General features: G+C 37.8%; 15 protein-coding genes. 7 read left to right on the top strand and 8 right to left on the bottom strand.

Translation table 11 applies throughout. From position 1 onward, the window contains the following. Positions 1–598: 598 nt before the first annotated feature. From HO345_RS11340 to HO345_RS11325, 4 genes are read right to left on the bottom strand one after another with little or no spacing between them, the layout of a single operon-like run. Positions 599–2158: an FGGY-family carbohydrate kinase gene (locus HO345_RS11340; protein WP_253682992.1), complete on the bottom strand. Its 1560-nt coding sequence runs from the start codon at positions 2156–2158 to the stop codon at positions 599–601. Then, on the bottom strand, positions 2155–2511 hold the full coding sequence (locus tag HO345_RS11335; RefSeq protein ID WP_366796682.1) for a DUF1667 domain-containing protein: 357 nt from the start codon (positions 2509–2511) through the stop codon (positions 2155–2157). Before HO345_RS11335 ends, HO345_RS11340 begins: the two co-directional genes overlap by 4 nt. After that, complete coding sequence (locus tag HO345_RS11330; protein WP_253682990.1) at positions 2501–3841, bottom strand: NAD(P)/FAD-dependent oxidoreductase; 1341 nt, start codon at positions 3839–3841, stop codon at positions 2501–2503. The genes HO345_RS11335 and HO345_RS11330 overlap by 11 nt, the downstream gene beginning before the upstream one ends. After that, the gene (locus HO345_RS11325; protein ID WP_253682989.1) at positions 3838–5592 is read right to left on the bottom strand and encodes an NAD(P)/FAD-dependent oxidoreductase; all 1755 of its coding nucleotides are present in this window, start codon (positions 5590–5592) and stop codon (positions 3838–3840) included. Before HO345_RS11325 ends, HO345_RS11330 begins: the two co-directional genes overlap by 4 nt. Positions 5593–5836: 244 nt before the next feature. On the opposite strand from HO345_RS11325, the gene HO345_RS11320 reads away from it, so the two are divergent. Both HO345_RS11320 and HO345_RS11315 read left to right on the top strand, forming a co-directional pair. Beyond that, positions 5837–7456 (top strand): ATP-binding protein, encoded by a 1620-nt coding sequence (locus HO345_RS11320; RefSeq protein WP_253682988.1) that lies wholly within the window; start codon positions 5837–5839, stop codon positions 7454–7456. Between the two features lie 211 nt (positions 7457–7667). Then, the gene (locus HO345_RS11315) at positions 7668–9275 is read left to right on the top strand and encodes a bifunctional aspartate carbamoyltransferase catalytic subunit/aspartate carbamoyltransferase regulatory subunit (protein ID WP_253682987.1); all 1608 of its coding nucleotides are present in this window, start codon (positions 7668–7670) and stop codon (positions 9273–9275) included. Here the strand turns inward: HO345_RS11315 and HO345_RS11310 are convergent. Beyond that, complete coding sequence (locus HO345_RS11310; protein WP_253682986.1) at positions 9272–11677, bottom strand: EAL domain-containing protein; 2406 nt, start codon at positions 11675–11677, stop codon at positions 9272–9274. The two genes, HO345_RS11315 and HO345_RS11310, sit on opposite strands and share 4 nt — an antisense overlap. Before the next feature lie 179 nt (positions 11678–11856). After that, complete coding sequence (locus HO345_RS11305; protein WP_010693791.1) at positions 11857–12171, bottom strand: helix-turn-helix domain-containing protein; 315 nt, start codon at positions 12169–12171, stop codon at positions 11857–11859. A gap of 162 nt (positions 12172–12333) precedes the next feature. On the opposite strand from HO345_RS11305, the gene HO345_RS11300 reads away from it, so the two are divergent. The 5 genes from HO345_RS11300 to HO345_RS11280 are packed head-to-tail and all read left to right on the top strand — an operon-like array spanning position 12334 to position 17445. Next, positions 12334–13980 (top strand): DUF5312 family protein, encoded by a 1647-nt coding sequence (locus tag HO345_RS11300; protein WP_366796392.1) that lies wholly within the window; start codon positions 12334–12336, stop codon positions 13978–13980. Continuing rightward, positions 13940–15076, top strand: coding sequence for a diguanylate cyclase DgcA (gene dgcA, locus HO345_RS11295; RefSeq protein WP_366796391.1), 1137 nt, complete (start codon positions 13940–13942; stop codon positions 15074–15076). The genes HO345_RS11300 and dgcA overlap by 41 nt, the downstream gene beginning before the upstream one ends. Positions 15077–15097: 21 nt before the next feature. Then, positions 15098–15727: a rhomboid family intramembrane serine protease gene (locus HO345_RS11290; RefSeq protein ID WP_253682983.1), complete on the top strand. Its 630-nt coding sequence runs from the start codon at positions 15098–15100 to the stop codon at positions 15725–15727. 20 nt (positions 15728–15747) lie between these two features. Further along, positions 15748–16428 carry a hypothetical protein gene (locus HO345_RS11285; RefSeq protein WP_253682982.1) on the top strand — a complete coding sequence of 227 codons (681 nt, stop codon included), beginning with the start codon at positions 15748–15750 and terminating at the stop codon, positions 16426–16428. 3 nt (positions 16429–16431) lie between these two features. Further along, positions 16432–17445 carry a tRNA-dihydrouridine synthase family protein gene (locus HO345_RS11280; RefSeq protein ID WP_253682981.1) on the top strand — a complete coding sequence of 338 codons (1014 nt, stop codon included), beginning with the start codon at positions 16432–16434 and terminating at the stop codon, positions 17443–17445. A 50-nt stretch (positions 17446–17495) separates the two neighbouring features. Here HO345_RS11280 and vapC read toward each other — a convergent pair whose 3' ends face one another. Together vapC and vapB are read right to left on the bottom strand one after the other, a co-directional pair. Next, the gene (vapC, locus tag HO345_RS11275) at positions 17496–17900 is read right to left on the bottom strand and encodes a type II toxin-antitoxin system tRNA(fMet)-specific endonuclease VapC (protein ID WP_253682980.1); all 405 of its coding nucleotides are present in this window, start codon (positions 17898–17900) and stop codon (positions 17496–17498) included. Then, a complete protein-coding gene (gene vapB / locus HO345_RS11270; RefSeq protein WP_253682979.1) occupies positions 17900–18130 on the bottom strand; it encodes a type II toxin-antitoxin system antitoxin VapB in 231 nt (76 codons plus the stop codon). Before vapB ends, vapC begins: the two co-directional genes overlap by 1 nt. Positions 18131–18277: the final 147 nt, after the last annotated feature.

The following is an 18277-nucleotide window of genomic DNA, read 5'->3' as shown; positions in this document are numbered from 1 at the left end:
TGTTTGGATTGGCGAGTCCCAATCCGAAAAGGACATTTTGGTATATAAAACGGAATATCTTTTTCCGTGTTTTATGAGATAGTTGATTGTTTGTAAAAAAGCTGTGCTGTTTGCCAAATGTAACCGGCCTTTTTGCAAATAGGCGGAGTAGATGCTAGGAGCGTACAAAAAACACCCGCAGGCATGTTGGACAGCGTACGTCCGTGTACGCTGTCCAACGACAAGTTTTTCTGACGAAAAACTTGCTGCAGCTTGGAATAGGCGGCATCCGTGCCGCTTTTGATATGCCAAGGACTGTTTTTTGTAAAAATCCTTTTTTGAAATAGGCGAGGCAAGTACAAGGCACAAGAAAAAATTAACCGAAGGCGTATCTTTGATACGTTGAGGATTAATTTTTTCGCAGTAACGCAGTAATTGTCCGCATATTTCAAAAAATTCGGGGGGGGGGGGGTAGTATACTCATTTTTTTTATTTTGTCTAGTAGTTTTTGAATAAAAGTCCAACTTTTTTTCTAATAAAATACCGTGTTGTATCATGGTCAATATTATAGGGTAAAAGAGCGGAGCTGTCAAGGGAAAATTGTATCTTCAATTCTATCTTACTCGTTCATCTTTTTTGTTTCGGGATAATTTGTTACTCTTTGTATATCCTTATAAATATCTTTTAGTGCAGGATATATTTTTTTGTATACGCTGAAAAGGCCGTCATAAAGGGTGCGGTGTTCAGGATTCGGTATAAATTCCTTTTCGTATAAGACCATTTCCTTTACGGCATCTTTGATTGAAGCATACTCTCCGATTCCTGCAGCGGTTATGATTGCGGCTCCTAGGGAAGAAGCTTCCGGCGTTTTTCCCCGTACAAGGGGACGGTTTAAAATGTCTGCGGTAATTTGGCAGATTGCATCGCTTTGAGAAGCTCCTCCTGAGGCAGCAACTTTTTCGCATCTTAAATTTCCTTTTGCTTCGATTAATTCCAAGCCTTCACGCAAGGAGTAGGCAAGGCCTTCGATTATAGCCCTGTATAAGTCATCTCTTCCGTGCACATCGCCGAAGCCTATGATGCTCCCCTTTGCATAGCGGTCAAAGATACTCGCTCCCCAGTAAGGCTGGAGCATGAGGCCTCTTCCGCCCGGAGGCGAGGCATGTAAAAGTTTATCCAAAATAACTTCAGGGATGATGCCCTTAGATTCGGCTGCCTTACATTCTTCTTTCCCCAGCTCTTCTTTAAACCAGCTTATCATCCAATAACCTCGGAAGATTTCCAATTCCGAAAGCCATGTATCGGGGAGAATGCCGCAATAGGCAGGAAAGAGTTTTTTATATTCAAAGTATTTTTTTGAGCAAACTTCGATTGTGGCCGTTGTGCCGAAACTTAAAGAAGCCATAGAAGAATCTATTACGCCGGCTCCTATAGTTTCGCAAGCCTTGTCGCTTCCGCAGGCAACAAGAGGAATACCTTGCGGGAGTCCCAATTCTTTTGAAACTTCGTCCGTTAAAGTGCCGATTATTTTTCCGCTTTCTATAAGGTCATGCCGTTTTTCGTTTTCCAATGGCATGAGAGTTTCTTCGATCGAATGTTTTTTTGCCCATGTTCTTTTTCGGTTTACAAATGGAATGTAACCTACCATCGAGGAGACGGCATCGCATGCCTTTCCGGTCAGCTTATAAATAAACCATCCTGAAAGAAAAAACATCTTCCATGTTTTGTCCCAGATTTCAGGTTCGTTTTCTCTAAACCAGTTTATCTTACAATTTGACTGAACTGTAACTATAGAATCATAAACTCCCGCTGCATGAAAGGCTGTGCGTATAAGGCGGTTGGGATGATAGGGGCCTCTGGCTGTTCTGTTGTCGAGCCATACGATTGCAGGCCGCAGCACATTTCCGTCTTTGCCGACAAGAACCGTTGTAGCCCTCATCGAAGATACACCCATTCCGGCAATATTTTCAAAGTGAAGAGGCTCTTTTTCTTTAAGACCGGCAAGGCCTTCTTTTAGAGCATTCCAGTAAACTTTTACATCTTGTTCGGCCCATGCAGGTTGAGGGCTTGTATGAGGTTTATACGGAATGCGGTTTGCCGCCAAGATATTTCCCTTTAAGTCAAAGAGCGTTGTACGCAAACTTTGGGTTCCGCAATCGACCGTTAAGATGGTTTTCATAGGGAGCCTCCTGCTGCGATTAAATCTGCCCCGCTTTCGGCAAAGTTTTTTACGATTATGTCGCCGGGCATTTTTAATGAGTCCGCTTTAAGTTTGCGGATAAGATGCATATATTCTGAAAAGTTTTTTAAAGGAACTTCTACGCTTGTTTTTACGGGGAGCCTCGGAAAGCCTTCTACTGAAGAGGTTATCGTGCTTGTAAGAATTCTCATCGGGCAGACAGCTTCCGATTTTCCGTAGGAAAGCCCCTTGGGACATTTATTTCCGGAAACGCTGATGTTTTCATTTTCGATTTTTACGCTCAAGCGGCAGCCTCTGGGGCAGGCTGTGCAGATAAGGCTTTTAGTTTCCATCATTGACCCCCTCTGAAGATTCGCTTAAAACTATTTCAAGCTTTTCGGCTCCTCTTAATTTTTCGCAAGGCAGAATAAAGCGTTCCATTTCGGGAGGTTTAAGCTCTTCGTATTTTCGCTCAAAGACGGTTTTACCGTCTGCTTTTAAGTTTAGGCCGGTGTTTTGCATTTCTTCTGCGGCTCTAAAATAAAAGATAATAGAACCCTCTGCTTCAGTGTCTATTTTTTGCGGAACAACATAGAGAATTTTTCCGATGATATTTAAAGGCAAAAGTTTTTTAGTCTTATTGCTTATTTTTAACGGGAAAAGTTTCTCCTCCTCGGCTCCCATGTTTAAAGCAAAATCGGCGGCTGCTTCTCCTGCGATTTTTCCCGACTCGGAAACATAATCTACAAGGTCGTTTACATGCAAGGCATTTCCGCAAGAAAAGAGCCCCGCAGCTTCCGTGTGCATAAACTGGTCAACGATGGGACCCTTTGTTCTTCCGTCTATAGGAACATTTAAGCTTGACAGTATATCGTTTTCAGGAATGAGGCCTACGCTTAAAATCAGGGTATCGCAGGGGATTCTTTTTTCGGTTCCTGCAATAGGCTTCATTTGTTTATCTACTTGGGCAATCTTTACAGCTTCTACCCTTTCCCTGCCCTCAACTTCGGTAACCGTAGCGGATAGATGGAGAGGAATGCCGTAGTCGTCAAGGCATTGCACGATATTTCGGCTTAGTCCTGAGGGGGTAGGTTTAATTTCGTATACCCCTTCTACATGAGCCCCCTCAAGAGTGAGGCGGCGGGCCATTATGAGGCCTATGTCTCCCGAACCTAAGATTACGCATTTTTTCCCGGGCATGAAGCCGTGCAGGTTTATGAGGGCTTGTGCCTGTCCTGCCGTAAAAATACCTGCGGGTCTTTCCCCATGGATGTTTACCTGCCTGTCCGTCCTTTCGCGGCAGCCCATAGCTGCAACAAGACTCCTTGCCTTTAGCTCAAAAATTCCGTATTCGGGATTTGTAAATTCCATGCAGAACAAATCATTTTCTTTTTTTAGCTTGGTTAAAAATGTAAAAAGAAAAATATCTATATTTTCTTTTGCTTCTGCCATTTCTTTATAGCGCCATGCATATTCAGGACCGGTCAGTCTTTCCTTAAAACGGATTAGACCGAAGCCGTCATGAATGCACTGTTTTAAGATGCCGCCTATCTGCCCCTCTCTTTCGATAAGGGCAATTTTCAGTTTAGGATTTTTTTCTGAGGCAGCCAGAGCTGCGGCCATTCCTGCAGGGCCTCCGCCTATAACGATGACATCATAATCGGTAAATGCAAGCTGTTTCATTTTTCGCCTCCGCTAAAGGCTTCAAATTTTTCTATCGGCTGAACAATCTCGGAGCCCTCTCCCTTCTTTGTAAGCTTTTCTATCGGGATACCTTTTTCTTCCGCAATAATTTTTAAAATATGGGGAGTACAAAAGCCTCCGTGACATCTGCCGGCTCCGGCTCTTATTCTTCTTTTAACGGCATCAAGGGTAAATACGTTTAGGGGGTTGTTTACCGAATCCCTTATTTCGCCTTCGCTGACCTGTTCGCAGCGGCAGATGATTTTTCCGTATTGGGGATTTTTTTCGATTAGTTCCTGTCTTTCATTAGTTTCCATTTCGGAAACGGGTTTCATAGCCTTTCGGACGGGTGAAAAATTTTCTTTTAAACTTACATCTATTTTTTTCTTTAAAATTGAAACGGAAATCTTTACGATGTCCTCCGCAATGGACGGAGCGGAGGCAAAGCCCGGGGACTGAATTCCTGCAGCGTGTACCAAGTTTTCTACCCGCTCTGAAGCTTCGACGATAAAATCTTCTTCCCATGTGCAGGCTCTGGTTCCGCTATAGTAGGTTATTATGTCTGAAGACGAAACCTTTGAATTGAGCTTTAAGTGTTTTTTTATTTCTTCAAGGGCTTCGGGTTTTGTAGAAAAGTCCTCCCGATCCATAACTTCTATTGCATTAGGGCCTATTAAAAGATTGCCTTCAACACAGGGCATGATTCCGCCGCCCTTTGAGTGCCCCTTGCGCAGCCTTAAAAGACTCGGCATGGCGGAGCATGTTTTTTGTAAACCGTTTAGTTTCTTATCGAGAATAGCATCCGTTCCCTTGCGTGTATGTATCGAAAAAAATCTGTCGCCGGCAAGGTCTGCAACCTTATCGGCCCAAACTCCGGCAGCGTTTATAAGAAGTTTTGTCCGGCAAGTACCGCGGTTGGTTATAAGTTCGGTAATAGTGCTTCCTTCTTTTTTGACGCCGATAAGGGCAGTGTTAAAAAAGAATTCCACTCCGTTTTCGCAAGCGTTTTCTGCATAACAAATAGTAACCTTCATGGGCGAAGCGACACCCGCCGAAGGAAGCCAAAAGCCGCCGTAGTTTTTATCGGTCATAAATGGGTCTATTTTTTTTACTGCTTCTCGGGAGCGGTAACCGTAATCTCCGTCCACCCCGTTGAGGCGGCATCTTTTTTTCATTATGGGAACCAGTAATTTTAAAATAGGATGGTAAAAAAGAAAAAAACTTCCGCAGCGGTTTATATCAAAGCCCAGCTCTTCTGAAACCTTTGTGTACATCCTGTTTCCGCGAGTGTTGAGCTTTCCCTTTATTTTTTTAGGATTATCTGCAAAGCCCGGATGAATCATTCCGTCATTGTGTCCCGAAGCCTGCATCGCAACATCGCTTTCTTTTTCAAAGAGGGCTATTTTTAAATCGTAGCGGGATAGTTCGCGGGCGATAGAACAGCCTATTACTCCTCCGCCTATAATTACCGCATCAAAGTCCCTGTCCTCTAAAAGAGAATCCTTGATTTTGGGTAAACGCATAGGTTCTTCACCCCGGCCGTTTATAGTTAAATCGTTTACAACTCCCTTAAAACCGCAGCGGGCGGCCGCATAACCTGCTTCCATTCTTTCTTCCATTGAGGAAACATCGCCTTCTAAAACAACGGATTTTACATCAAGGGAAATCTTAATCTTTTTGCTGAGATTAAGCCGCTTTAATTTTTTTTGTAAACTTAAGAGCTTTTTATTAAAATCTTCTTTTTGCTGCATAATTTTATTTTCTATACTTCGGAGCATGAAAAGTGTCTTTTGTTTTTCTATAAGGCTTGCGGCCTTATCGCCAATATGCTAACACAGAGGCTAAAATTTGTCAAGTTTTATTCGTGCGGAATCTTAGAAAATATAGTATCTCTTTGATCGCCACTTCTTACAATTTATGATAGATGTGATAAGGTTAACGATAACATTGAATAAGACCTTATCTTATGTTATAATCGTTTATAGGAGGCCAAAAATGAATTTTGATTTTTCGAGAAAGATGCCGATAGGGATTCAAAGTTTTGAAAAGATGAGGAATGATAAATATCTATATGTAGATAAAACTAAATATGTGTATAATCTAGTGTGTACTTCTTCTCCATACTTTTTAAGCCGTCCCCGCCGTTTCGGTAAAAGTCTTTTTCTCTCGACACTCAAAGCCTATTTTCTGGGCCAAAAAGAACTTTTTAAGGGCTTGTACATTGAAAAAGCCGAAGAAAAGCGAGCCGAAATAGAAAAGACAGACGCTTGGGTTGAATACCCCGTTTTGTATATGGATTTTAATGTGGGCCGATATGACTTGGAAGAGGCTCTAGCGGAAAGTTTAGACTACTTTTTAAGAAAAGAAGAAAAACTCTACGGGCTAAAAAATGAAGGCGATTCTTTCGGAAAACGTTTTCAGTCACTCATAGAAACCGCCTACAATAAAACCGGCCGCCAAGTGGTCATCCTTGTGGATGAATACGATAAACCCCTTTTGCAAACTATGGGCATAAACGAAACTCTAAATGAAGAATACCGAAATACCCTAAAAGCTTTTTATTCAGTAATAAAAACTTGCGACCAATATATCCGTTTTGCTTTTTTGACAGGCGTAACGAAGTTTAGTAAGGTAAGCATATTCAGTGATTTAAATAATCTGCAAGATATAAGTATGCTGAATGACTATGCCGAAATATGCGGCCTAACTCAAGGAGAGATAGAAAATACTTTTAAGCCTGAAATAGAAAGACTGGCAAAGAGCTCCAAAAACAGGTATGATAAAATGCTTGAAGAACTAAAAAAGCGGTATGACGGCTATAAGTTCAGTGTTTTAGGAGAATCGGTATATAATCCTTTTAGCATATTAAATACTCTTAATTCAGGAGAATTAAAAAACTATTGGTTCTCCACAGGAACGCCGACCTTCTTGGTAAACTACCTAAAAGATGCATATTACAATATTCCCGACTTAGACGGAAAGGTAGAGCTTGATGAGTTCATGCTGAATGAATATAGGGCCGATACAAAAAATCCCATACCTATACTTTTTCAATCCGGCTATTTAACGATAAAAGAATACATAGAAGAAGTTAATATGTACCGCTTAGGTTTTCCGAATGATGAAGTAAGATACGGCTTTTTAAAGAATCTATTCCCATCATATTCTTCACTTAGACCCGATGAAACCGGAGTTTCAATATGGAAGTTTGTAGAAGATATCCGAGCCGGGAATGTAGATGAGTTTATGGAAAGGATGCAGGCGATAATAGCGGGGGTTCCTTACGATAACCTACCAAAAGACAAGCTTAAATTGAGGGAGCAAAACTACCAGACTGCTGTGTATTTAATCTTTAAGTTGATGGGACAATTTGTGCAAACTGAAATACACTGCGCAAAAGGCAGAGCCGACTGTATAGTGCATACTAAAGATTCAATATACATCTTTGAGTTTAAGCTGATGAGTGCAGGAAGTGCTGATGATGCAATAACTCAAATAAAAGAGAAGGGCTATGCTTCTCAATTTAAGGCAGAGGGCAAAAAGATAATTCTGATAGGTTCAAGCTTTGATGAAGAAGAAAGAACTATCGGCGAATGGAAGAGTGAAAAAATATAATGACAATTTAAATTCATTCTATTGACAGCTTTTTTATTTTTTGATAAAATCCATTTAGATATGAGGCATTAAGTCCGTATCTTCATGGGGGTGCAATATGATTTATTCCTTAATTACTATAAGCTGCAAATTTTGCCTCCCTCGTTTATTTTGATAACATCGGTTTTTCCGATGTTTTTTTTTGCATTTTTGTTTTTAACAGGAGCTTTAAATGGAAAACAAATTTATGGGGCGTTCATTGACGGTTATCGATGACTTATCAATCGATGAAAGAAAATACCTTTTTGACAAGACAAAGCGCTTAAAAAAAGCTGTTCAAGAAGACGATCAGAAGGTAATGGATGAATTTAGAATTAACGACAAAGACTTCGGTATTTATGAGGTTTTTTTGGAACCCAGTACCCGTACAAAAGAATCATTTAGGAATGCAGCCAAATTTCATCAAGTAAAATTAAGCGATTTAGCCGCTGAATCTTCCTCTTTTAACAAGGGCGAAAGCTATGCCGATACCTTTAATACTCTTGCAGGTTATCAAAACAGCATCTTCATTGTACGCAGCAAGGTAGAGGGGGTATGCCGCTGGCTTGAAGATGAGGCTCAAGCCTTTTATAAACGAAACAATTTAAAGAGAAAACCTGCCTTTATAAATGCCGGCGACGGAAAGCATGAGCATCCTACTCAGGAGCTGCTTGACGAATTTACCTTTATCGAAGATAATAACTGGTCCTTCGACAAGATTCACATAGCCTTAGTAGGCGACTTGTACCACGGAAGAACTGTACATTCAAAGGCCGACGGTCTTAAAATCTTTAAGTCCGTAAAGGTTGACCTTATAGCTCCTGCCGAACTTGCTATGCCTGAATATTACAAGGTCAGGATGCAGGAAAACGGATTTACCGTAAGAGAATTTTCTTCAATAGAGGAATATCTGGAACAATCCGATGTAGCGCTTATTTGGTACTTTACCCGCCCCCAGCTTGAAAGAATGGGCGAGCAGGTTTTAAAAAAGCAAGACGAGCTCCGCCGCTCCATAACTTTCCGAAAAGAATTTATCGAAAAACTTCCCGAAAATACCCGCTTTTATCATCCTCTTCCAAGACACCGCGTACATCCGACGATTCCTACTTTTTTGGATGCAACCCCTCTTAACGGCTGGGAAAGACAGTCCATAAACGGGATGTACGTCAGAATGGTACTTCTTTCGATGATAGCAGGTAAAATAGGCGATGACTATAAGGGGCCTGAACCTAAATCTTTTGAAAGTGTCGAAGATGAAGACTACATAGTTGAAGTTCCCATAAGCAATTCCAAAGAAAGCAAGGTTGAAACCTTTTCCGAAGGTGTACGTCCCATACAAAACGGAATAGTTATTGACCATATTTGCCGAGGCGAAAAACCCTCAGTAATCAGGCATCACATGTCCAAGATTATAAACGTTATGGGGCTTGAAGAAGGTAAGGGAGGCGAATGGGTGTCAACTTCTACAAAAGATAAGGGAACCTTTAAAGGTATAATTTTCCGACCGGGAGAGTATAAGTTTTCGAGGGCAGACTTAAAGAGGTTGTCTGCCGTTGCTTCGAGCTGTACGCTCAACCTAATAAAAGACGGAAAAATTCAGTCAAAGTACAGGACTCACCTTCCGCCCCGAATTTACAACTTTGAAGATTTGATTTGCAAGAACGAGGCCTGCATTTCTCATCCGGCACAATCCGAAGGTGTTCCCGCCATTTTTTACCGCACGATCGACAATCGCTATGCTTGCCAATATTGCGGAACAATCCATACCTTTAAAGAAATATGGGGCGAAAAAAAGAACTAAAATCTATATCCGTTCCTATCGTTTTGAAGTTTTACAGCTTCTGCGATAGGAATAGGCTTTTGAAAAGCATACCCCTGTCCGTAATCGACACCTATATCTTTTAAGATTGAAACTATTTTCTCGCTCTCTGCATATTCGCCTATTGTGTAAAGACCTAAATGGTGGCACATATCTCTCATGGTCTTAACCATAGAAAAATCTATGTAGTCTTTATCTATGGACTTTATAAAAGACCCGTCAATTTTTACGTAATCTATGGGAAGAGTCTTTAAATACGGGAAAGAAGAAAAGCCTTTTCCAAAATCATCCAATGAAAAAGAGAAGCCTTGTTTTCTCAATTCGGTAACAAATGTTGATGTTGCTTCCAAGTTTCTTACTGCACAACTTTCCGTTATTTCAAAGCAGAAGTTATGAGCCGGTACATTTAATGTTTTACGGCTCTCAGCTATGAATTCTACAAGGTCATTTGAAAAAAACGAGTCTGCCGAAATATTGATTGAAAATATTGCATCTTCGTTTAACTCCCCTTTACGTGTAGCTTCTGCAAAAAAGGCAAAAGCATTTCTTATAACCCACTTATCTACTTCATATATGAGATTATATCTTTCTGCTATAGGAATAAAGACATCGGGCATAATAATATGATCATCATTAGTTTTAAGTCTTATTAAAATTTCATACTTGGGACGGTGAAGCAAATCATTTAGAGGCATAATTGCCTGTGCATATAAAACGAACTTATTTTCTTTAAGAGCTTTTTGGATTGTGTTTAACCAAAATGAAATATTTCCTCGGGAGAAGCCTGCTATTCCTGAAGACAATAAAAGTTCGTAACATCCTCCGCCTTTTCTAAAAGCTATAGAGCAAGCATCATATGCATTCGATATTATTTCTTGAGAGCTATGAGGTATTTTAGGAATATTTACAATTCCGACACTTATGGAAATAGTCAGTTTTTTTTCGTTCCAAGTAAAGTGTTCACTATTTATTTTATCGATAAGGGTTTGTGTAAACCGGCATACTTCTTCCTCGTTTCCGAAATAAAAGATTGAAAATTCGTCCCCTATGACATGCATAAAAGAGTCTTCAGGAATATTAAATGATTTTATATGAGCTAAAATCATAGAATATATGTGCTGTATTAGGGCATTTCCTGCATAATAGCCCCAAAGTTGGTTTATAGTTTTAAACTTATCTATATCCAAATATAAGAGATAGGCCTCTTCATCAGCATCCATGTTGATAATTATGTTATCTATTTTTTGAGTCAGAGTGCTTGAATTTAGGGTAAAATTTGCTCCTTCTTGAAGATTCGATTTTGCATTTTTCACTACAGAATTAAAACTCTTTGCAATTCTTGCGAGTTCGTGATTTTGCCTATCTAAAAAATCGAACTTAATGAGCTCATTGTTTTTTGCAGCTTTCTCCAGTCTGTTTGTAATAGTTTCTATGGGAGAAGCTACTCTTTTTGCAATTAGGAAAGATAGAATACTTACGAAGATAATAAAGATACATGCAAATAGTATTGCCCTAAATTGTAAACCATTCATAGGATTATAAAAATCCGATGCAGGTATTGTAAATCCCACCGTCCAGCCGGAGACTTCCGATTGTGCAAAGTAAAAGAATCTTTTAGCGCCGTCATAATCTTTTACGACAGGCAAGTTTTTGTTATAGCCGGAGTCAATTTTTAATTTGGCTATATGTTCTATAAAATCTATACCGCCTTCAATATTATAAATCTCAGTAAAATTATCAATCTTTAATTGGTATTGTTCATTGGGATGAGATAATATGCGGTAATCTTTTCCTATCAAAAAAGCATAGCTGCCGTCTTCATTTTTAAATTTTCCTATGAGGGATAATAATTCATCTATTTTTATTTCCCCTAAAAATACTCCATCAACTCCGTTTTTTGTGGTAAATTGCTTTATAACGGAGAAGGCGATTGTATCGGGTCTTGAGCTTATGCTGTGATACGGATTGGTTATGATTGTTTCTTTGGTACTCTTTGCTTCAATGTACCAAGGTCTTTTCCGAGGATCATAAAAGGCCGGAGGAACCCAATTTTGACCGTTTGCAAAAACACCTGTTTCGTAAAATACCGCATAATCGGTTTCGGGATTAATCCTATTCAAATTTGCTAAAAATGAGGTACATTCTTCATAATCGGTAATGTCCATATAAATCAATGTATCTATGGTTTGCTCTATAACCGTCTTTTTTTCAATAAGCCATTCATCTATCTCTTGAGCTATAAGTTTAGCTTTTAATTTATTCTTGTTGTTGAGATTTGTTGAAAAAATATTTGCTGCATAAAAAAAGTATAGAAATACGGAAATAATTATAAGAGCACTAAATACTATTGCATTTGAGAGAACAATTTTCTGCTTTAATCTCATGCTTCCCTCCTTCAATATGGATGCTAAAATTTGTGCATAAATCTATATAACTGAGTTAAAATAGATATGCGATATATTGTTCTTGCTGAAATATAACTAAATTTCAAACTAAAAGTTACTGATTTTTCTTTATTATCTTTAACAAAGTAAAATTATTGATATTTATCTAAAGACTCATCTTAAAAGCAGCCGGAAACATATTTTTTTAATAACTTATTCAAATCTTTTATAAGCTCATTATGGCGCCCTGCTATTATCGTTAAGTCTTCTTGACTGATATCATCTGTAAGAAATAGTTCATAAGGAGTAGTATTGAGTGCATCTGTTATTTTTGATAAAGTTGCCGCGGATACCCATTTTTGTTTGTTTTCTATTGCATTGATAAATGCTATTGAAACATCAGCCCTAAGAGCTAATTCCATCTGGGACATTTCCAATTTATGCCGAATTCTTTTTATATTTTTAGCTAAAATAGATGCATAATCATAACTCATAATTAATAATACCCCCAAAATTTGATGACAGCAAAGAGCTAATGGTGTAATAAAATATTCTATCAGTTGAAAATCTAAATCTTAACTAATGGATAATTTAAACTTTATAGGAGAATTAGATAGCTATCTTGAAAATAAGAGTAATTTTTGATAATATAGAAAGTGTTAACTTTATCCAATTTAATTCGGTATATAAAAGAATTCTTCTATTCCTTGTTTTACTTGAGTGAAGAAGAGATAAGCTCCCAAAATGCCCTGCGTAATATTGTTCAGGAACTAAAGCAGTGTAAGTACCCTGTATACCGTAATGATAATACCGTCTTAGCCGGATTACCGATGATTATCTATGAGATTTATAGGATAAGTTTGCCCTTCAAAAATATTTTGCAAGAGACCATATGCTCCAATGATATCAGACTTTCAGGCGTTTTTTTAGATAACCTGGTAGAGTCTTCATTTTCGGATAATCAAAAAATTCTAAAGGAAAATCTGTCTTTTAGCAGCCGGATGGAAAAGATTTCGGATCTGATGAGGGAGGATTTTGACCAAAAACTTAAGGACCAAACAAACGAGTTCGATGAGCTTATATTTTCCTTGACCGATCCTGCTTTTAAATCTGTAGATGCTAAAATAAATAAATTGTTTGCGTTTTTTGATTTTTGCAGTTTTCAATTTAATACTTTTTTTGCTTATTTTGACCCCGGTTTTAATACGATTGTAAATACGGATTCTGTGAGAGATCATTATAACTTTGAAAATGTAGATGGAATGGCTGTTCTTCAAGAGATTCTTGATTTGGATTATCTTATTCGGAATATATCTGTAGATGAACAGCTGGTAGATGGAATCTTGTTTTTAAATTCCGTTCTTCCACAAGATAAACAGGTTGATGAGGTTTATATAAAAAGGAATTTAAAGAATTTTTTCTCAAAGCTTGAAAATAGTCTGGGTAAGGATACGCTAAAAAATATTGCAAAATTGATTAAAAAGGATCCTAAGTTTGAAGATAAAACAAAGGCACCACGTGTTTTTTCGGAAATAGAAGAGTACAAAGCTCGTTTTATCGCGAATTTTAGTGCAGATACAAAAAAAATACTTAAACTAAGGCAGGATGTTCAAATGTCATCGCTTATCAGCGGTTTATTCGGAGATATTGAAATCCTCAAGCTGGATGTCTATAACGAAGACTTGAACAGCAAAATTCAAGCTTTAACAGGCCTTTCATTAGATTGGATAAAACCCTTGGAAATTGTAAAAACATATACAAAAAATTTCTTTCAGCCTTCGATAGAGCCTTTTTTGAGGGAACTTTTAGTAGAGGGGCTTTTTGAAGACAAAAAAATGAAGTCCGACTTTGCGGCAAACTATTATTACTGCTCGGCTGTTGCAGACAAAATAGATGAACTGGAAAAAGTAATGTATGGTAAGAATGAGTCTTCAATAGAGCTTATAAGAGGCTATTTAACAAGAATTGAGGCCGGCGGTGATTTTGAAAGACCTTTATCAAAAATTATCGACGAGATTAACCTCCGTGCAAAGAAATTTTTGGAAGATTCAGGCAGGCATTATTTGGACCTTCTTAAATTTTGTAAGTTAATAATAAAGGATACGTATCGGCCGGTACCCGAAAGTGTACATAATATAACATCAATGATAAATTCTACAAAAAATAAAGACCGATTCGCTGTTTTTGCAAACGGAATGGAGAATTTTGAAAAAATGATCGAACTTTTAAAAAAGTATGTTGTTATCGATATATCGGAGCTAAATGAAAAGGCAGGTAAAAATTATGAAAACAATTCCAAATAAAAAATTATTAAAAAAAGCATTACATGCAGGGAATTGTAAAAAATACACAAATAAAATTCTTCATCAAGAGAAAGAAATTTTTGACTTAAAACAACTATTGCAAATTTCAAAAAGTTTAAATTCGGTTTTGGAATTTGACCGCTTGATTGAAGCGATATTATATATAGTTATGGCTCAGCTAAAAACCCTTGGAGCTGCAATTTTTACAAAAAAATCTTTTGATGATAGTAGTTTTGTATTAAATAGGGACCATTACGGTTTTGATATAATCCGCGATGCGCAATACTCTATAAATGTAGATCATCCTCTTATAAATTTTTTGGATAAATCGGATTCAGGATACACTCCCGATGAGATAAGTAAAAACATAAAAACGGATAAGATAGTAAAAGACCTATTTAGCCTTAACCCTTCTTTTTTTGTACCCTTAAAAGCAAAAAATAGAATGATAGGCTTTTTGCTTTTAGGCGAAAAAATGGAAAGTGCTCATCAATTTACGGATTATGAAAAGAATATTATAGAAAATATAGCCTCCTTAGCTGCTATAGCCATAAACAATTCTCAGCTTTTAGAAATGACTACAACCGACATAATGACTCATCTAAAACTAAAGCATTACTTTTTTACTATTTTGATGGAGTGTCTGTATACCATAAATTCTTCAGGTGAAAAAAAAGATACTCTTTCAATTTTGATGATTGATATAGACTTTTTTAAGAATATAAACGATACTTATGGTCATGCTGCCGGAGATATTGTTTTAGAAGAAGTTGCAAAAATAATAAAAGCATGCACAAGGAATGTAGATACGGCTGCAAGGTACGGCGGAGAAGAATTTGTAGTAATGCTTAATAATACTCCGCCGACTGCTGCTATGACTGTAGCCGAAAGAATCAGAAAACTTGTTGAAGATAAGATTATACTTTACGATGGGCAAAACATTAAGGTTACAATCTCTCTAGGAGTATCAAGTTATAACTTCGACCTTGAACCGGCAAAGTCTATAGTTGAAAGAGCTGACAAGGCCCTATATGAATCCAAGCAAAATGGAAGAAATCGTGTAACATTATCTGAAAAAAACTTGCCTAAAGCTTGATAATTTTCGATATTTTATAGTATGAAGTATTTAAGGAAACCTTTTAAATATACATATAAGAATGCCGTACTTGTAATAGCCCTGATAAATGCCGGTGTTTTTGTTCTTACAAGTCTTTTTAAAAATTTGAGTGCATATTTAGGGCTTGTACCTATCCTTGTAGTGGAATCACAAACTTATTGGCAGTTTTTCACTTATCAATTCGTTCATGGGGACTTTTTTCATTTGGCATTTAATATGCTTGCTTTATTCTTTTTCGGCGTTCCCGTAGAACGCAAGATTGGAACAAAGGAATTTATACTTTATTATCTTTTGATAGGTACAATTGATGGGGTCTTGAGCTTTTTGGTATATGCTGCAACAGGATTTTATATTATTAGCCTTGTAGGTGCATCAGGAGCGATTTTTGGAGTTTTGCTTTTATATGCCGTAATTTATCCAAACTCAGTGGTCTACCTTTGGGCTGTGATTCCTGTGCCGGCACCTCTTTTAATTTTAGGTTATGCCGTAATCGAATTAATAAGCATTTTTTCCGTAGGTGACGGAGTCGCTCATTTGACGCATTTTATAGGACTTCTTGCCGGCTGGGTATATATAAGAATCCGTTTCGGAATAAAGCCTCTTAAAGTCTGGAATTCAACGGGACGGTAAAATTATCCGATAATTAGGCTATGAGAAAGCTGATAGCAGGACTTCTTTTTTTTATAAGTTTTTATCTATATGCGGATACTTATTCCGGGGCTTCCGCGAGTGATGCTTTGATTGTAAGAGCTCCTGTCTGGGTATTTGTAGAAGAAGCACCCAAAGGAATCGATGATGAGAACAAGGTTAAATTCACTCCGCCTAAAGAGGCCTTGCTAGAACTTTCTGCCTATATTTTATCAGGCATGACCTATGGTTTAAACTTTGTATATACTCCCTTGGACAAAAAACGCAATGTAGATGAATATTTTGAGCTTGAATCTGTTTTTAAACCAAGTACCGAAAATATAAAAATTACGGATGTAAGGGTTAAATATCCTTATTGCTATTCTTGGGCCGAATACGGCATCCCCGAATCCTATGCAGGGCATTTTAAGCTCTGGACAAAAAATGCCCATAAGACAATAAAGGGAAGGGGAAAGGGAGACCGATTTGATGAGCTTGAAGGGGTTTATGCCGCTTATACTGAGGCTGTAAAAAATGCTGTGCGGGAGTATGCGCGAGGTTTTTTAAAAAATAAGCCTAAGGAAATCAGAGGGGCTGTTTTGATAAAATCATCTCCCCGTCTATTTGTAGAATCGGGCTTTTTTAAGGCTGAGCTTGAACTTTATATCCAAATAGATGAAATCATAAAATATACGGTTTTTTAACTTATGAATTTGATATCGGCACCCATGGCTGCAATAACTCATTCTGCTTTTAGAAGGCTTACAGCCTGCTTTAAGGAACCTGATGAGTATTTTTCGGAAATGATACATGCTCCCTCGGCTATTTCAGGCGGAGGTTTTGAAAAATGGTATTTTAAGGCAGATCCATCGCCTGAAAAGCTTGTTTGGCAGATTACAAGCCCTGATGAGGATGCCGCTGCTGCTTGTGTTCCTCTTTTGCTTCGGTATGGAGGTTTCGGCATTGACCTAAATATGGGCTGCTGTGCCCCGCAGATTGTAAACACCGGAGCCGGTTTTGCGTGGATGAAAAAGCCGCTTTCGCAGGCGACCTCATTGGTGAACAAGGTCAAAAAAGCTGCCCTCTTGTATGATGAGCAAAAGTCCGGGCCGCAAACGGAGCCTATCCGCCTTAGTGTAAAACTGCGTTTAGGCGAAGAAGAAAACTATGATAGGCTTTTATCCTTTTGTAAGATGCTTGTTTCGGAAGGAGTAGACCTAATTACCCTCCACCCCCGCACCCAAAAGCAAAAATATTCAAGGCCCTGTAAACATGAGTACACAGCCCGCCTTGCCTCCGATTTAAGTGTTCCCGTTTACGGTAACGGAGATATAAATTCCCTTGAATCTTTAAAAAAAGTTAGCTCAAAATATCCTTGTTCCGGCTGGATGATAGGACGGGCTGCCGTGCAAAAACCTTGGATTTTTTATGAACTTTCAAAAGGTGTTTTAAAAAACGGAATCGCCGAAGACAAGGACAAAAAAATCGAAATAGATTTATTAAAAACAGCAGAGCTCTTTTTAAGTTTTTTACGGGAAGAGCAGCCTCAAGAGTTTTACCTTACAAGGGCTCAAAGGTTTTTTGCTTTTTTTTGCGATAATTTCAGCTTTGCCCACCACATAAAAAGCAAGGTTCTAAATTGTAAAAACTTAGATGATATGCTTCACAATTTAAGTGACTACCTTGAAGAAGTGCCCGAAGACAGACTCATAAGGCTTTAGTTCTTTTGATGTAAACATTCTAATAATACATATTCAATATATTTTTTATATTATTCTTTTGTCCAGTCTTCGACTTTTAGTCCAGGTATTCTGGAAAATTCTCTTATATTATTTGTAACCACAGTAAGATTTCTTGCTAAACCTTGAGCAGCAATCTGTGTATCAAAAGGTCCAATCGGAACCCCTTTATTTTCAAGATAAGCTCTAATCATTCCGTATGTTTCTGTATCTTCTGTCGTAAAATCTATTATATTAGTAAAATCGGAACAAAAATTCAGAAGAGCATGGCGATTCTTTTCTCTAAATTGACTTTTTGAAACACCATACTCCAACTCAGCAATTGTAATGGAAGAAAGAAATAATTCTTCTTTTTTACAGTTAAATATTTTTTTCTTTAAATATAGATTTTTATTCTTTATGAGGAAAATACAGATATTTGTATCTAGCAAATACATTAAAAAACTTCCCTTTCTTGCATTGCCGGTTGACTTCTTCCTTCTGTCATGAAATCATCAGAAAACTCAGAAAGACTTCTCTCAAGATTTTCCCAATTGCTTTCTTTTGGTGTTAGGATTATTGATGAACCGATTTTTTTGATTAATAATTCAGAAAAATCAATATGAAATTCTTTAGGTATTCTTACAGCCTGACTATTTCCACTTGTGAATACTTTTGTACAAATCATATCAGCACCTCCATATATCTTATAGTATATACAAAGGTAAAATTATCGTCAACTTCTATTTGTCACGAAATCAATTTTTAGCTTTTTTTATTCGTGCGTCGGGGTATGTTGATTAACAATAAGCGGTGCAGTAAATCATCAACCTAA

Source organism: Treponema denticola (assembly GCF_024181645.1).
In the GTDB taxonomy this organism is placed as follows: Bacteria; Spirochaetota; Spirochaetia; order Treponematales; family Treponemataceae; genus Treponema_B; species Treponema_B denticola_A.
This window is presented reverse-complemented; position numbering and strand designations above follow the sequence as displayed.

What these genes read in the sequence shown, in the direction of transcription:
- HO345_RS11340 (WP_253682992.1), bottom strand. Translation starts at nt 2,158, where the DNA reads ATGAAAACCATCTTAACGGTCGATTGCGGAACCCAAAGTTTGCGTACA.
- HO345_RS11335 (WP_366796682.1), bottom strand. Translation starts at nt 2,511, where the DNA reads ATGGAAACTAAAAGCCTTATCTGCACAGCCTGCCCCAGAGGCTGCCGC.
- HO345_RS11330 (WP_253682990.1), bottom strand. Translation starts at nt 3,841, where the DNA reads ATGAAACAGCTTGCATTTACCGATTATGATGTCATCGTTATAGGCGGA.
- HO345_RS11325 (WP_253682989.1), bottom strand. Translation starts at nt 5,592, where the DNA reads ATGCAGCAAAAAGAAGATTTTAATAAAAAGCTCTTAAGTTTACAAAAA.
- HO345_RS11320 (WP_253682988.1), top strand. Translation starts at nt 5,837, where the DNA reads ATGAATTTTGATTTTTCGAGAAAGATGCCGATAGGGATTCAAAGTTTT.
- HO345_RS11315 (WP_253682987.1), top strand. Translation starts at nt 7,668, where the DNA reads ATGGAAAACAAATTTATGGGGCGTTCATTGACGGTTATCGATGACTTA.
- HO345_RS11310 (WP_253682986.1), bottom strand. Translation starts at nt 11,677, where the DNA reads ATGAGATTAAAGCAGAAAATTGTTCTCTCAAATGCAATAGTATTTAGT.
- HO345_RS11305 (WP_010693791.1), bottom strand. Translation starts at nt 12,171, where the DNA reads ATGAGTTATGATTATGCATCTATTTTAGCTAAAAATATAAAAAGAATT.
- dgcA (WP_366796391.1), top strand. Translation starts at nt 13,940, where the DNA reads ATGAAAAGGCAGGTAAAAATTATGAAAACAATTCCAAATAAAAAATTA.
- HO345_RS11290 (WP_253682983.1), top strand. Translation starts at nt 15,098, where the DNA reads ATGAAGTATTTAAGGAAACCTTTTAAATATACATATAAGAATGCCGTA.
- HO345_RS11285 (WP_253682982.1), top strand. Translation starts at nt 15,748, where the DNA reads ATGAGAAAGCTGATAGCAGGACTTCTTTTTTTTATAAGTTTTTATCTA.
- HO345_RS11280 (WP_253682981.1), top strand. Translation starts at nt 16,432, where the DNA reads ATGAATTTGATATCGGCACCCATGGCTGCAATAACTCATTCTGCTTTT.
- vapC (WP_253682980.1), bottom strand. Translation starts at nt 17,900, where the DNA reads ATGTATTTGCTAGATACAAATATCTGTATTTTCCTCATAAAGAATAAA.
- vapB (WP_253682979.1), bottom strand. Translation starts at nt 18,130, where the DNA reads ATGATTTGTACAAAAGTATTCACAAGTGGAAATAGTCAGGCTGTAAGA.